Source organism: Mycobacterium sp. NGS39, assembly GCF_059812765.1.
Map to the genome: position 1 here is coordinate 471,939 of NZ_JCALDH010000001.1, position 15,068 is coordinate 487,006.

Genomic DNA, 15,068 nt, shown 5'->3' on the forward strand with positions numbered 1-15,068 from the left:
TCGATCCGTCGGCGCGCCCAGATGTAATGTGATCTCGTGGCCGCGCACACGCCGACGTTGTACATCTTTCCGCATGCCGGTGGATCAGCGCACTATTACGCGCCGTTTGCAAAGGCTTTCAAATCGGATATCAAGCGCCTCGCAGTGCAATATCCGGGACGGCGCGGAACTCACGACCTGTCGTCGTTCAAAAGCGTCCAGGATCTTGCGGATCAAGTGTGCCGAATGCTTTCGCCACGGGATACGCCGGGCCGAGGTGTCGCATTTTTCGGGCACAGTATGGGTGCACTGGTGTCATTCGAGGTCGCACTGCGATTCGAAGCTGCAGGCAATCCCATCGACGCACTGTTCGTCTCTGCCTCTGCCGCGCCCGGACGAGTGGGTTTCGAGGACATCTCGGAATCCGACGAAGGATTGCTTGCTGCGGTCAGCCAGATGACCGGCGCCGATCCGGAGTTGATCGAAGACGAGGAATTCGCGGCGAAGATACTTCCGACCCTGCGCGGCCTGAAAGCGATCAGCAATTACAACTGCCCGCCCGACGCCATTGTGTCGTGCCCCATCTTCGCTTTTCTCGGCGACAGCGACGAAGTGGCCCCCTATGAGAAGGTAGCTGGCTGGGCCGAGCGCACGGCGGGCGAGTTCACTGTGCGCGCCTTCCCCGGTCACCACTTCTACCTGAACGACAATTTGCCCGAGCTCGTCGACGACATCGAGGGCAAGATCACGTCGTACGTCAGCCGGTAGCTTCTGGCACGCGCCGGCCGCCTGGAACGCGCTCGCAGAGTCGGCGTCTGCGACCGCGTGCCGGCGCGCCGATCGGTCACCCCGGTGCACGGCCGTCGAGACGGTTGCACTGGACGCCGGGGGTGGTCGGGGCCACGGCGCCTGCAATCTCCGTACTCGCTGGTAACCAGCGCCGCGCTACCAGAGCACTCGCCCTGATGTCTGCGCCCCATCGCGCGGCGCAGGCTTTGTCCGTGAGTTCTGCGCGGGATAACGGGGGAGCGGTTCGAGTTCGTCTGTATCAGTGTTTTGACGCCGCCTGACGAATGTTTGCTCTTTGAAGTTCTTCGGCACGGGAAGCGGTTCATCGGCTGCTGTTTCTGCGCGCCCCGCGCGGTCTCGGAGACGAGCCGCCAATGCCGGCGACCTAGCCGACCCTTACCGCGCCTAGCTAAGTTCAGCAAACAATCTAGGTAGCTGAATTACCGGCTCGGACGGCAGCCAATTTGTTTGCGAACCGACGGCCAGTGGCAACCGGCCGTCAAATCCGGAAAAGCGTCATTAACTGCCATACAAGCCTGTGACCGGCGCAAACATGTCGAAATAGATCGCGCGTGGCCCGAGAATTTCCCAGATTGCCGTTCCTAAGCATTGGTCGGAAAACCGTGTTAGCGTTCGCTCGTAGGGTCTTCCCTGATCGTCTGCTGGCTAACTACGTAAGGGTGATGCGATGCCGTCAATCGCTTCTTCTGTCCCTGCTGCGCTGCAGAAACAAGCCGAACTGCAGCCCGATGCGACGGCGTTCAGATTCATCGATTACGACATCGACTCCGGCGGATTCAGCGACAGCCTGACGTGGTCTCAGGCGTACCAGCGGGTGCAGGCGATCGCCGCCGAACTCGGGGCGTACGGGTCGCCGGGCGATCGCGTCGCGATCGTCGCACCGCAGGGTTTGGAGTACATCGTCGGCTTCCTCGGCGCCATCCATGGCGGCTTCGTCGCGGTGCCGCTGTCAGTTCCGCTGGGCGGCACTCATGACGAACGGATCACCGCCGCCCTGAGCGACAGTGCACCCGTCGCGGTCCTGACGACGTCCACAGTCGTCGACGATGTCGTCTCCTGCGCACAGGCCACCCCCGGTCAAATGCCGGCGATTGTCGAGATCGACGCCCTGGACCTCGATGCACCGCAGTCATCCGCGCCACGGGAGGTCTCAGGGCGCACCACGGCACTGTTGCAATACACCTCCGGCTCGACGCGGCGGCCGGCAGGTGTTGTGGTGACTCACGACAACATCGTCAAGAACCTGCAGCAGGTCTTCGCCGACTACTTCGAAGACCGCAGAGGCGAAGCATTCGCCGACACCACACTGGTGTCGTGGCTGCCCTTCTACCACGACATGGGGCTGCTGCTGGGAATCACCGCACCGGTCTGGTCGGGCGTTTCCACGGTGCTCACCAGTCCCATGGCATTTCTGCAGAAGCCGGCCCGGTGGATGCAGATGCTGGCAAGCCACCCCCATTCCTTTTCTGCCGCACCGAATTTTGCGTTCGAGCTGGCGGCGCGCCGCACATCCGACGACGACCTGGCGGGGCTGGACCTGGGAAACGTGTACTGCATCATCGCCGGCAGCGAGCGGAATCACGCTGCCACCATCAGGCGGTTCAACGGGCGATTCTGTCCTCTGGGGCTCAGTGACACCGTCGTTCGACCGTCGTACGGCCTCGCCGAGGCGACCCTGTATATCGCCTCCTCGGCGCCGCAGCGTCCGCCGAGCGCTGTCCGCTTCGACTACGAAAAGCTGTCGGCGGGCCATGCGAAGCGTTGCGACAGTGAAGCCGGCACCGAACTGGTAAGCCATGGCGGGTCGCGCGCCGTGACCTTTGCGATCGTCGATCCCGACACGGGCCACGAGAAGGCGGCAGGCGACGTCGGTGAAATCTGGGTGCATGGCCCCAACGTGGCGAGCGGATATTGGCGCAATCCGGAGTTGTCGGAGCGGACATTCGGCGGACGTCTCCTCGATCATTCTCCGGGACGGCCCGAAGGTCCGTGGCTGCGTACCGGCGATCTGGGCGTGATCTCCGAGGGAGAACTCTTCATCGTCGGCCGCATCAAAGACCTGCTGATCGTCGACGGGCGTAATCACTACCCCGACGACATCGAGGCGACCGTCCAAGAAATCAGCGGCGGCCGCGTCGCGGCGGTGTCCGTTCCCGGTGATCGGACAGAGCAGCTGGTCGTCATCGTCGAGGTCAGGAAGCCGCGCGCGCCAGAGCAGGACGAGCAGCAAAGGCTTCGCACGCTGAAACGAGATGTCACAGCAGCGATCTCACGAGTGCACAGCGTTCGGGCCACCGATGTGGTGCTCGTGCCTCCCGGCTCGATCCCCATCACCACGAGCGGCAAGATCCGGCGCTCGGCGTGCGTCGAGCGTTATCGGCTCGATCAGTTCCAGCGACTCGACGCGGTCGTATGACGGCCGGCCAACCGAATGCAGCTGTGGCGGCGGACAAGCGCTCCGACGGCGCACGCGATTGCGAACTCGCACATCGAATCTCACGAACGCGAAGGTCGACACGATGAGCGCGGCGCCGGCGGATCGCCGGGCGATCATGGCCGAAGCGTTACGCAAGATCGACGAACTTAACGCGCGTCTTGAGATCGCCGAGAAGGGCGAGACCGAGCCGATCGCGGTCGTGGGGGTGGGTTGCCGGTTGCCCGGCGGAGTCAACAATCCGGCCCAATACTGGCAGTTACTGCGCAACGGCGACAGCGGCATCGTGCGGGTGCCCGCCGACCGCTGGGACGCCGATGCGTTCTACTCGCCAGACCCGACTGTCGCAGGCACGATCTGCAGTCGCGAAGGCGGTTTTCTCACCGGTTGGCAGCCCGACGAATTCGACGCAGAGTTCTTCGGCATGTCACCGCGTGAGGCGGCAGGCATGGACCCTCAGCAGCGGTTGCTGCTCGAAGTCGCTTGGGAAGCGTTGGAAAACGCCGGCATTCCCGCGCACGCCATCCGCGGCTCGCAGACGTCCGTCTTCGTCGGATTGACCACCTACGACTACTCGCTGATCGCCGGCAGGTTGCGTCCAGAGGAACTCGACCCACACATCCCGTTCGGCAATGCGTCGAATTTCGCAGCGGGGCGGCTGTCGTATTTCCTCGGGGTGCACGGTCCGGCAGTGGTGGTGGACACCGCTTGCTCGTCGTCTCTGGTCGCGGTCCACTTGGCATGCCAGAGTCTGCGTCGGCGCGAAAGCGATCAGGCGTTCGCCGCCGGAGTCAATCTGATTCTCACACCGCAGAACAGCATCGCCTGCTCGCGGTGGGGAATGCTCGCGCCTGATGGCCGCTGCAAGACCTTCGACGCTGCGGCGGACGGATACGTGCGCAGCGAAGGCGCCGGCGTCGTCGTGCTCAAGCGGCTCAGCGATGCTCTGCGACACGGCGATCGGGTGTGGGCGGTGGTGCGCGGATCGGCGGTCAATCAGGACGGCCCGAGCAGCGGCCAGACGGTGCCCAACGGCCCCGCACAGCAGGCAGTGCTGCGCCAGGCGCTGGCCGCCTCGCGGTTACAGCCGAGCGAGATCGACTACGTCGAGGCCCACGGGACCGGAACAGCGCTCGGTGATCCGATCGAACTCGACGCTCTGAGCCAGGTTTTCGCTCAGCGCGACGGTTCGGCGCCGTTGGTGGTCGGTTCGGTCAAGACCAATCTCGGCCACCTCGAGTCGGCCGCCGGGATCGCGGGCTTCATCAAGGCGGTGCTCAGTGTGCGCCACGGGCACATCCCGCGGCACCTCAACTTCGACTCGCTGACCCCGCATGCCAGTGAGGGCGCATCGCGACTGGCGATCGCGGCCCAGCCCATGGCCTGGCCGTCGGTGCGGCGCCCCCGCCGCGCCGGGGTGTCGTCGTTCGGTGTCAGCGGTACCAATGCCCACGTGGTGGTCGAGCAAGCGCCTGACCCCACGGGCGTTGCGTTACAGGCTGATCCGGTTGTCAGCACTTTGGTGATCTCCGGAAAGTCGCCCGACCGGATCGCGTCGACGGCGGCGACGCTTGCCGAATGGATGACCGGTGACGGTATCGACGTGTCGTTGGCCGACGTCGCCCATACCGTCAACCATCACCGCACTCGCCACAAGATCTTCGCAACAGTGTGCGCGCGGGACCGCGCCCAGGCGGTCACTGGTTTGCGGGCCCTGGCTGCAGGCGAGACCGCATCCGGTGTGGTGCCGCCGCACACGGGGTCTCAGGGTGTCGGCACAGTATTCGTATTCTCCGGTCAAGGCGCGCACTGGCCCGGTATGGGCCAGCGGTTACTCGACGACGAACCTGCCTTCGCCGCCGCAATAGACGAACTGGAACCGGATTTCGTTGAGCGCGTGGGCTTCTCATTGCGCCGCGTACTCGCCGGCGGCGAACAGATAAGCGGTGACGCCCGCGTTCAGCCCGTGGTGATGGGACTGCAGTTGGCGCTGACGGCGTTGTGGCGCTTCTACGGCGTGACGCCCGATGCGGTCATCGGTCATTCGATGGGCGAAGTCACCGCGGCGGTGGTCGCCGGAGCGTTGACCCCGGCCGAGGGCCTGCGTGTCATCGCCACCCGGTCACGGCTGATGTCCCGGTTGTCAGGGCAGGGCGCTGTCGCGCTGCTGGAGTTGGACGAAGACGCCAGCGCCGCGCTGATCGCTGACTTCCCGGAGGTCAGCGTGGCGGGTTATGTGTCGCCGCGCCAAACCGTCATCGCCGGGCCTGTGGCGCCCGTCGAGGCGGTGATGGCCACAGTGACGGCACAGGGCCGCTTCGCGCGCCGGGTCAACATGGACGTGGCCTCCCACACCGCACAGATGGATCCGGTGCTACCGGAATTGCGTGCGGCCCTTGCGGATCTGACCCCTCGACCTCCCGCCGTCCCGCTGTTCTCGACAGTCATCGAAGGTGTCACCGCGCCGGTGCTCGGCGCCGATTACTGGGTGGACAACGTGCGACAGCCTGCGCGGTTGCACGCGGCCGTCGTCGCGGCCGCCCGCAATTACTCGACTTTCGTCGAGATCAGCGCGCATCCGATCCTGACGCACGCCATAGCGGAGACGCTCGAATCGGTTCCACACCGCAGCATCGGCACGTTGTGGCGTGACGGTGACGACACCGTGAACTTCCGCACCAGCCTGAACACATTGCACACATCGCAGCCGCCGAAGACGCCGCACCCACCCGAACCGCATCCCGTGTTGCCTGCCACCCCGTGGCACCATACCCGTCACTGGATATCCACTGACGACGCCACGGCGACGATGGAGTCCCGGCCCAGGCCGGGGACCGTGCTGGGCCAGCACATCGCGGTGGCGGGCAGTTCAGCTCATCTGTGGCAGGCGCGACTGGCGCCGGAAGCCCGTCCGTATCCCGGTCGGCACCGTATACATGGCACCGAAGTGGTGCCGACATCCGTTCTGGCGCAGACGCTTTCGGCCGTGGCAGCCGAGCTCGGCGTGTCTGCTGTGGCCGACCTCCGATTCGAGAACCCGATCGTCGTCGACCAGCCCCGCCTGGTCCAGGTGCTCGCGGAGGGCGGATCGGTTTCGGTGTCGTCGCGCCCCGTCGCGGAGGCAAGCGGGTATGCGTGGACACAGCATGTCAGCGCCCGACTGGCGCGCCCGCGGACCGGATCGCAGCATGTGCGCGGCAGTGCTGATCACCTAGAGCACGGTGCGAACGGTGTCGCTGTCGAATCGGGGTCTGCCCTGCAACAGCACTCGGCGATCGAAGGGCGACCATTCACATGGTCGATCGAGTCCGTGCGCTCGGCGTCGGGTGGTGTGCGCGCCGACGTCGAACTGACCGAAGCGTCGACAGCTGCACTGCTGGACGCCGCCTTTCACGTCGGACGGCTCGTCGAGGGCACCAGCCCGGCGCTGATGTTTCCCGTGGGTGCCGAAAGCATCTGGGTCGATGCCGAACTGACCGAGGCGCGGGGTCGCGTCGAAGCGTATCGGCGCGGCGGCGCCGATGAGCACGAACTCGTCGTCGACATCTCGGTGAAGGCGCCGGACGGCACCGCATGCATCGACATCCGGTCGCTGCGCTACGCCGCCGTCGACGTCGATGCGGTAGCAGCACCCCTGGTCGGCGACCCGCGCACGCTGGCTCATGCCGTCGAGTGGCGGTCGGCGCGCGAAAGCCTTCTCGCCCAACGTCACTCCGACGGTGCTCGCACAGTTGCTGTCATCGGAGAAGCCGGCGCCGCGCGCTGCTGGAACGATCGACTCGCCGCCGCGGGATACCAGCCTGCCGACATCGCTGGCGCACGGTATGTGGTCTACGTTCCCGACAGCGAGCGGAACACCGAGACCGACGCCGAGTGCGCGGTCCGGTTGTCGTCAGATGTGGCCGATCTGGTCCGGAGATTGATCGAGCGCGACGACGACCATCCGGCGTCACTGTGGATCGTCACTCGCGGTGTGCGCGAAGGCAGTTGCGGCGCAGCAGTACGTCAAAGCGGTCTGTGGGGAATCGCGGGCGTGGTAAACGCCGAGCAGCCCCAGCTCTGGGGTGGCTTGATCGACCTCGATCCCGACTCCGAACAGGACGAGCAAAGCCTGGTGACAACGTTGGCTGACCTGCTACCCAGGCCGGCCCGGTCGATCCTCGCCGTGCGCGACGATGACATCCTCATGCCCGCCCTGGCGCCGCTCTCGGGCCGTGCGGCTCGAGAACCGTTGCAGTGCCGCTCCGATGGCGCGTACCTGATCACCGGCGGCATGGGCGCTCTTGGCTTGCTGATGGCGGGTTGGCTCGCTGACCATGGCGCGCGTCGCCTGATACTGGCCGGCCGGACACCTTTGCCGCCGCGCCGGGACTGGGACGACGAACGCAACAGCGATCAGACGCGCCACAAGATCGCCGCGATCCGGGCGCTGGAGGCGCGTGGCGTCTCAGTGGAGGCCGTGGCCCTCGACATCGGCTCGCGCGACGCGCTGGCCGCTCTGCTCGCCCGACGTGACAACGACGGCGCAGCGCCGATTCGTGGCGTCATCCACGCAGCAGGTGTCACGGAAGGCCAACTGCTGACCGAGATTTCGCACGATCGCCTGCATCGCACCTTGTGGCCGAAGATCGCCGGAGCACAGGTTCTGCACGAGCAGTTCCCACCCGGCAGCCTGGACTTCCTTTTCCTCACGGCCTCGGCGGGCACGGTGTTCGGGGTTCCCGGGCAAGGGGCGTACGCGTCGGCGAACGCGTACCTCGACGGTCTGGCCCGGGCACGTCGCCGGCAAGGGTGCCGCACCGTGAGCCTGGATTGGGTGGCATGGCGGGGTCTCGGATTCGCCGCCGACGCCGCGGTGGTGATCCAGGAACTCGAACGGATGGGTTCACGTCCGCTCGATCCCGCCGAAGCGTTCGCGGCCTGGGACCATGCGAACCGTTACGACATCGCACAAGTGGTGATGGCTCCGCTGCCGTCCGACGCGCCGGCGAGTTCTGCAGCAGCCCAGGCTCAGTCAGCGGTACGGCCGGATTGGGCACAGATGTCTGCCGACGAAGTCCTCAGCAAGCTCGACGAAGGACTGCGGACCATTCTGCGTCGCGAGCTGCAACTGCCCGAAGCCGAACTGGACGCAGACCGGCCGTTCGCGGAGATGGGGCTGAACTCGGTAATGGCGATGTCCATCCGACGGCAAGCGGAGCAACTCGTCGGCCTCGAACTGTCGGTGACGATGCTGTGGAACCACCCCACGGTCACGTCACTGGCGGCATATCTGGCGACAAAGCTTCTGCCACAGCAGGATTCGCCGGACGAGTTCGATGCCTTGACCGATTCCGCCAGCAACGTCTTGGAGGAGTTGTTCGACATCGTCGAATCCGCTCCGGTCGGCAGAGAAAGTGGCTTTTAGATGGGCGTACTTCCCGACGAGGCCAGGCTTCGGGACTGGCTGGTCGACTACCTGATCACCAACATCGGGTGCTCTCCGGACGACATCGATCTCGATGCCTCGTTCAACGACCTCGGCGTGGGATCGCGGGATTCGGTGGTGCTCTCCGGCGAATTGTCCGAGCTGATCGGTCAACCCGTCTCGCCGCTCGAGTTCTGGCAGCACCCGACGATCAACGAGCTGTCGCGGTTCTTGACCGGCGCCGAACCGGAGTCACCGGTCGAGGCCGTGAGCGTCGACCGCGGGTCGACCGACGAGCCGATTGCCGTCGTCGGTGTCGGATGCCGTTTTCCGGGCCAGATCAGTGGCCCGGAGTCGTTGTGGCAGTTCCTCTCCGACGGCCGATCCGCGGTGTCGGAAGTACCCCCGGATCGGTGGGCCTGGTTTGACGACGGCACACCGGAGATCGCCGCGGTTCTATCCGGCACCACCCGGTGGGGCGCATTTCTGAGCGACATCGACCGCTTCGACGCGGAGTTCTTCGACATCATGCCGCGCGAAGCGGCGAAGATGGATCCACAGCAGCGCCTTCTGCTGGAAGTCGCTTGGGAGGCTCTGGAACACGCGGGAATTCCGCCGAGTTCGTTGAGGCATACGCAAACCGGCGTGTTCGTCGGTGCCTGCCTGGGCGAGTACGGGTACCTGGCGTCCAGCGATCTGCCAAGTGTGGACGCGTGGAGCAACACCGGTGGGGCGTTGAGCATCATCGCGAATCGGCTTTCCTACTACCTGGATCTGCGCGGCCCGTCGCTCGCATTGGATACGGCGTGCTCGTCGTCGCTGGTGGCAGTGCACCTGGCTTGTCAGAGTCTGCGCACCGGCGACGCGAATCTCGCGCTCGCCGCCGGCGTGAATCTGCTGCTGCTGCCTGCTGTCTTCCGCGGATTCGACCAGGCGGGCGCATTGTCGTCGACCGGGGCATGCCATGCCTTCGACGCCAGCGCGGACGGGTTCGTGCGCGGCGAGGGCTGCGGTGTCGCGGTGCTCAAACGCCTTTCCGATGCGCTGCGTGACGGAGACCGGATCCTGGCGGTCGTCCGTGGTTCAGCCGTCAACCAGGACGGGCGATCGAACGGGCTGATGGCCCCCAACCCGTCGGCGCAGATGGCGGTGCTGCGCGCGGCGTACACGAACGCCGGCGTGGCGCCCCACGAAGTCGACTACGTCGAAACCCACGGAACCGGAACGCTGCTCGGCGACCCGATCGAGGCGCGCACCCTCGGCACAGTGCTCGGCCGTGGGCGTGCGGCACAGTCGCCGTTGTTGATCGGTGCGATCAAGTCGAATCTCGGCCATCTGGAAGCTGCGGCCGGTATCGCCGGCTTCATCAAGGCCGTACTGGCGGTGCACCGCGCAGATATCCCGGGCAATCTCCATTTCACGACGCCCAACCCGCACATTCCGTTCGATCAGTTGCGGCTCGAAGTCGTTGTACGACAGCAGAAGTGGCCGGATACGCAGCGGCCACGCCGGGCCGGTGTGTCATCCTTCGGGTTCGGCGGCACCAATGCGCATGTCGTGATCGAACAGGCCCCCGAACCCATTCCCGCTGAGCGGACGCCGGAGCCACCGGTAGCCACGCTGGTCGTCTCGGGCAAGTCGACGGAACGCATCGCGTCGACGGCCGCGGCACTTGCCGAGTGGATGGTTGGCGCCGGTGAGGACGTGCGGCTGTCGGATGTGGCCCACACGCTCAATCACCACCGGGAGCGCCATGGCCGGTTCGCAACCGTGTGTGCACGCGATCGTGCCGACGCGGTAAAAGCCTTGCAAGCGTTGGCGGCCGGCCAATCGGTCGACGGTGTGGTGGGGCCGCACGAGGGGAAGTGCCGCGCCGGCACGGTGTTCGTCTATTCGGGTCAGGGCTCGCAATGGGCGGGCATGGGCCGGCAATTGCTCGCCGACGAGCCGACGTTCGCCGCGGCGATCGCCGCACTCGAGCCGGTGTTCGTCGAGCACGTCGGATTCTCGCTGCAACAGGTGATCGCGGGCGGCGAACCGGTCAGCGGTGACGCGCGAGTCCAGCCGGCGCTCATGGGATTGCAACTCGCGCTGACCGACCTCTGGCGGTCATACGGGATCTATCCGGACGCGGTGATCGGCCACTCGATGGGAGAGGTCACCGCGGCCGTGGTGGCCGGAGCGCTCACCGTGCCCGAGGGATTCCGGGTGATCGCCAACCGATCCCGCGCGATGTCGGCCCTGGCCGGGCAGGGCGCCGTGGCGTTGCTGACGGTCGACGCCGAACGCGCCGAAGCGGCGATCGCAGAGCATCCCGGGGTGAGCGTCGCCGGCTACATCGCGCCCGCGCAGACGGTGATCGCCGGACCGGTGGCACCGGTCGACGAGGTGATCGCCAAGCTCAGCGCGGACAACAAGTTCGCCCGGCGAGTCAACATGGAAGTCGCCTCGCATACCGCGTTGATGGAACCGATTCTGCCGCAACTGCGTTCGGCACTGGCCGATCTGCGCCCCGGAGCCGTCACGATTCCGTTCTTCTCCACCGTCACCGAAGGCACCACGAGCCCACTGCTCGATGCCGAGTACTGGATCGTCAATGTGCGCCAGCCGGCGCGGTTCATGCAGGCAGTCTCGGCGGCAGCCCAAGATCACGGCACGTTCGTCGAGATCAGCGCTCATCCCATCCTCACCCACGCCGTCAGCGACACACTCGAGTCGGCGGCCCACCACCACAGCGTGGGCACACTGTGGCGCGACGGTGACGACACGATCAGCTTCCACACGAACCTCAACCGCGTTCACGTGAGTCAACCGCCGCAGACCCCGCATCCGCCGGAACCGCACCCGGTGCTGCCTTCCACACCCTGGCACCACACCCGACACTGGATCACCGCGTCGAACGGCGCTGGACCACGCCTCCGGCAAGCAGATGCGAGTGCGCCGATCGGTGGGGTGGTCCCCGCGCAGTGGTATTGCGAATTGGCCTGGCCTGAAAAGCAATTGCCTGATGTGCGGGCCGACGCTGACAGTTGGTGGCTGGTCATCGGAGAACCCGCACTGGCCCAAGAGATCGGCCGCGTCCTCGACGACCACTCGGCGGTGTCGGTGCTGCCGACCTCCGTGCTGAGCGACGATCGCGGCGCGGCAGAACTGGTCAACGCTCTGGCCGGAGTCACCAATGTGCTCTACGCGCCGGAGCCAGTGTCTGAATGTTTCGACGGCGCACCGGCGTATCTGCTTTTCGACGCGGCGCGACGGCTGACCGCAGCGATGGCCGCAATGGCCTTGCCGCCGCGGCTCATCGTGCTCACGCGTAATGCCCAGCCCGTCGACGACGGCGATCGTGCCGACCCAGGCCACGCCACCTTGTGGGGCCTTGGCCGCACCTTGGCGCTGGAACATCCCGAACTGTGGGGCGGAATCGTCGACGTCGACACGTCGGTGCCGGCCGTGTTGGCTGCGCGGTACCTGGTGGACGAGGCGCACGGCCGCGACGGCGAGGACCAAGTCGTCTATCGGGCCGGTGTGCGCCGCGTCCCCCGCCTGCGTCGCGGCTACCCGTCCTCGACCGCACCGGTCGAGCTCGAAAGCGGCCGTTGCCACTTGGTCGTCGGCGCCACCGGCAATGTCGGGCCGTACCTGATCGAGCAGCTCGCTGACATGGGTGCCACGAATATCGTTGCCGTGTCCCGCAATCCGGGCTCGAGCATCGATGCCTTGGCGGCCAGCCTGTCGGCGAGCGGAACAACGTTGACCACCGTGGCCGCCGACGCGGCTGACGAAGCAGCGATGACCGCGCTGTTCGACCGCTTCGGCAGGGATCTTCCGCCGCTGGCCGGCATCTATCTCGCCGCGTTCGCCGGCGGGCCGGTCACCCTGCGCGAGATGACTGATGACGACGTCGCGGCGATGTTCCGGCCGAAGCTCGACGTGACGGCGCTGCTGCACAAGCTGTCCTTGCCGCACCCGATCCGCCAGTTCGTGATGTTCTCGTCGATCTCTGGGGTCACCGGTTCGCGGTGGCTGGCCCACTACGCCGCGACGACGACGTTCCTGGACACGTTCGCATTCGCACGCCGAGCGGCCGGGCTGCCGGCAACCGCCGTCAACTGGGGGCTCTGGAAGTCGTTGACTGACAGGCAAAGCGACGAAGAGCGTCAGGTGACCCTCGACTCGGGTTTGGAACCCATGCCCGACGAGATCGCTATCCGGGCTTTGCCGTGGGTGATCGGCAGCGACGCCCGCGCCCGCGCCACTGTCGTTGCGGCGGACTGGGGCCGACTGGCCGCCGCTTACCGCACCCGGGCAGCACTACACATCGTGGACGAGCTGCTGGCCGCCGACGCCGATGCCGACGGCGACAGTTCAGCTACCCAAGCCACCGAGTTCCGCACCGCGCTGCGCGACTGCGAACCGGCGCGGCGCCGGGAGCTTCTGGTGGAGCATGTGACCGCCCACGTGGCGGCCGCGATGGGACTGGACTCGCCGGCGTCATTGGATCCGTTCGAGGGCTTCTTCCAGTCGGGGATGGATTCGTTGATGAGCGTGACGCTCAAGCGTTCCCTCGCCGACAGTCTCGGGGTCGTGTTGCCGGCTTCGGTGGTATTCGACTACCCGACCGTCGACGCACTGGCCGGCTATCTGGCCACGGTCTTGCCCGAGCTGATCGAGGTATCCGAACACGACAGCGCCGACGAATACGACGATCTGACCGACGACGAACTGCTGCAACAACTTTCGGAAAGGCTCGGATGAGCGCGATGGCCGCACCGCCGGATCGCCGGTCGATCGTCGCCGAAGCGCTTCGCAAGATCGACGATCTGACCGCACGCCTGGAGATCGCCGAGAAAGGTGACACCGAACCCATCGCCGTGGTGGGCATGGGTTGCCGGTTCCCGGGCGGGGTGAACAATCCGGCCGAGTACTGGCGGCTGCTGCACGCCGGCAGGAGCGGCATCGTGCGGGTGCCGCCGGATCGCTGGGACGCCGACGCGTTCTTCAGCGAAGACCACACCGTGCCGGGCACCATCTGCAATCGCGAGGGCGGCTTTCTCACGTCGTGGCAGCCCGATCAGTTCGACGCCGAATTCTTCGGCATGTCGCCGCGCGAGGCGGCCGGCATGGACCCGCAGCACCGGCTGCTGCTCGAAGTGGCTTGGGAGGCACTGGAAAACGCCGGTATCACCGCAACCGCGATCCGGGGCAGCCAGACCGCAGTGTTCGTCGGTGCAACCACCAGCGACTACTACTACCTGCACTCGGCCGGAGCCCGTCCGCAAGACGTCGACCCGTACGTGTCGTTCGGGAATGCGGCGAACTTCGCCGCGGGGCGGCTGGCGTATCTGCTCGGCGTGCACGGCCCGGCGGTGTTCCTCGACACGGCGTGCTCGTCGTCGCTGGTCGCGATCCACTTGGCGTGTCAGAGTCTTCGGCGACGGGAAAGCGATCAGGCGCTGGCGGCCGGCGTCAACCTGATCCTGGGCCCCCAGAACAGCATCGCGTGCTCTCGGTGGGGAATGCTCGCACCCGACGGCCGCTGCAAGACCTTCGACGCCGACGCGAACGGCTATGTGCGTAGCGAGGGTTGCGGTGTGGTGGTGCTCAAGAGGCTCAGCGATGCAGTGCGCGACCACGACAGGGTGCTGGCGCTGGTGCGCGGGTCCGCGGTCAATCAGGACGGTCCGAGCAGCGGGCAGACGGTGCCCAGCGGACCGGCGCAGCAGGCGCTGATGCGTTCGGCGTTGGCGGCGTCGCGGCTACAGCCCAGCGACATCGACTATGTCGAGGCGCACGGCACAGGCACGGCGCTGGGTGACCCGATCGAACTCGACGCGCTCAGCCAGGTGTTCGGCGAGCGCGATGGGGCCGCACCGTTGGTGCTCGGTTCGGTCAAGACGAACTTCGGTCACCTGGAGTCAGCGGCGGGCGTTGCCGGATTCATCAAGACGGTGCTCAGCATCCAGCACGGGTATGTGCCCAAGCACCTGAACTTTGCGCGGTTGACTCCGCACGCCGGCCCGGGGGCGTCGCGGTTCACGATCGCTGCCGAAGGTATGCCATGGCCGTCATCCGGGCGGCGCCGCAGGGCCGGGGTGTCGTCGTTCGGGGTCAGCGGCACCAACGCACATGTGGTGGTGGAACAGGCGCCTGATCCGGAACCCGCTGTGCCGCAGCCTGACCCGCCTGTCAGCACATTGGTGGTGTCGGGCAAGACACCGGCGCGCATCGCATCGACCGCGGCGATGCTGGCCGACTGGCTGGCCGGGGAGGGTGCCGGTGTGCGCTTGGCCGACGTGGCGCACACCGTGACTCAGCACCGGACGCGGCACAAGCACTTCGCTGCTGTCAGCGCGCGCGACCGAAGCCAGGCGGTGGCCGGCCTGCGGGCGCTGGCCGCCGGCGAATCGGCGCCGGGTGTCGTGGAGCCATCCGAACTGC

At 66.4% G+C, this 15,068-nt stretch carries 5 protein-coding genes; all 5 read left to right on the plus strand.

Translation table 11 applies throughout. The annotated features are described in order from the left end of the window. Window positions 1-36: 36 nt before the first annotated feature. Window positions 37-747 (plus strand): thioesterase II family protein, encoded by a 711-nt coding sequence (locus AC5Y39_RS02310; protein WP_500016093.1) that lies wholly within the window; start codon window positions 37-39, stop codon window positions 745-747. 709 nt (window positions 748-1,456) lie between these two features. After that, complete coding sequence (locus AC5Y39_RS02315) at window positions 1,457-3,205, plus strand: AMP-binding protein (protein WP_500016094.1); 1,749 nt, start codon at window positions 1,457-1,459, stop codon at window positions 3,203-3,205. A 103-nt stretch (window positions 3,206-3,308) separates the two neighbouring features. Continuing rightward, window positions 3,309-8,630 carry a type I polyketide synthase gene (locus AC5Y39_RS02320; RefSeq protein ID WP_500016095.1) on the plus strand — a complete coding sequence of 1,774 codons (5,322 nt, stop codon included), beginning with the start codon at window positions 3,309-3,311 and terminating at the stop codon, window positions 8,628-8,630. Beyond that, window positions 8,631-13,385 (plus strand): SDR family NAD(P)-dependent oxidoreductase, encoded by a 4,755-nt coding sequence (locus AC5Y39_RS02325; protein WP_500016096.1) that lies wholly within the window; start codon window positions 8,631-8,633, stop codon window positions 13,383-13,385. Window positions 13,386-13,390: 5 nt separating this feature from the next. Beyond that, window positions 13,391-15,068: type I polyketide synthase (locus AC5Y39_RS02330; protein WP_500016097.1), on the plus strand; the 1,678-nt coding region annotated here is incomplete at its 3' end.

What these genes read in the sequence shown, in the direction of transcription:
- AC5Y39_RS02315 (WP_500016094.1), top strand. Translation starts at nt 1,457, where the DNA reads ATGCCGTCAATCGCTTCTTCTGTCCCTGCTGCGCTGCAGAAACAAGCC.
- AC5Y39_RS02320 (WP_500016095.1), top strand. Translation starts at nt 3,309, where the DNA reads ATGAGCGCGGCGCCGGCGGATCGCCGGGCGATCATGGCCGAAGCGTTA.
- AC5Y39_RS02325 (WP_500016096.1), top strand. Translation starts at nt 8,631, where the DNA reads ATGGGCGTACTTCCCGACGAGGCCAGGCTTCGGGACTGGCTGGTCGAC.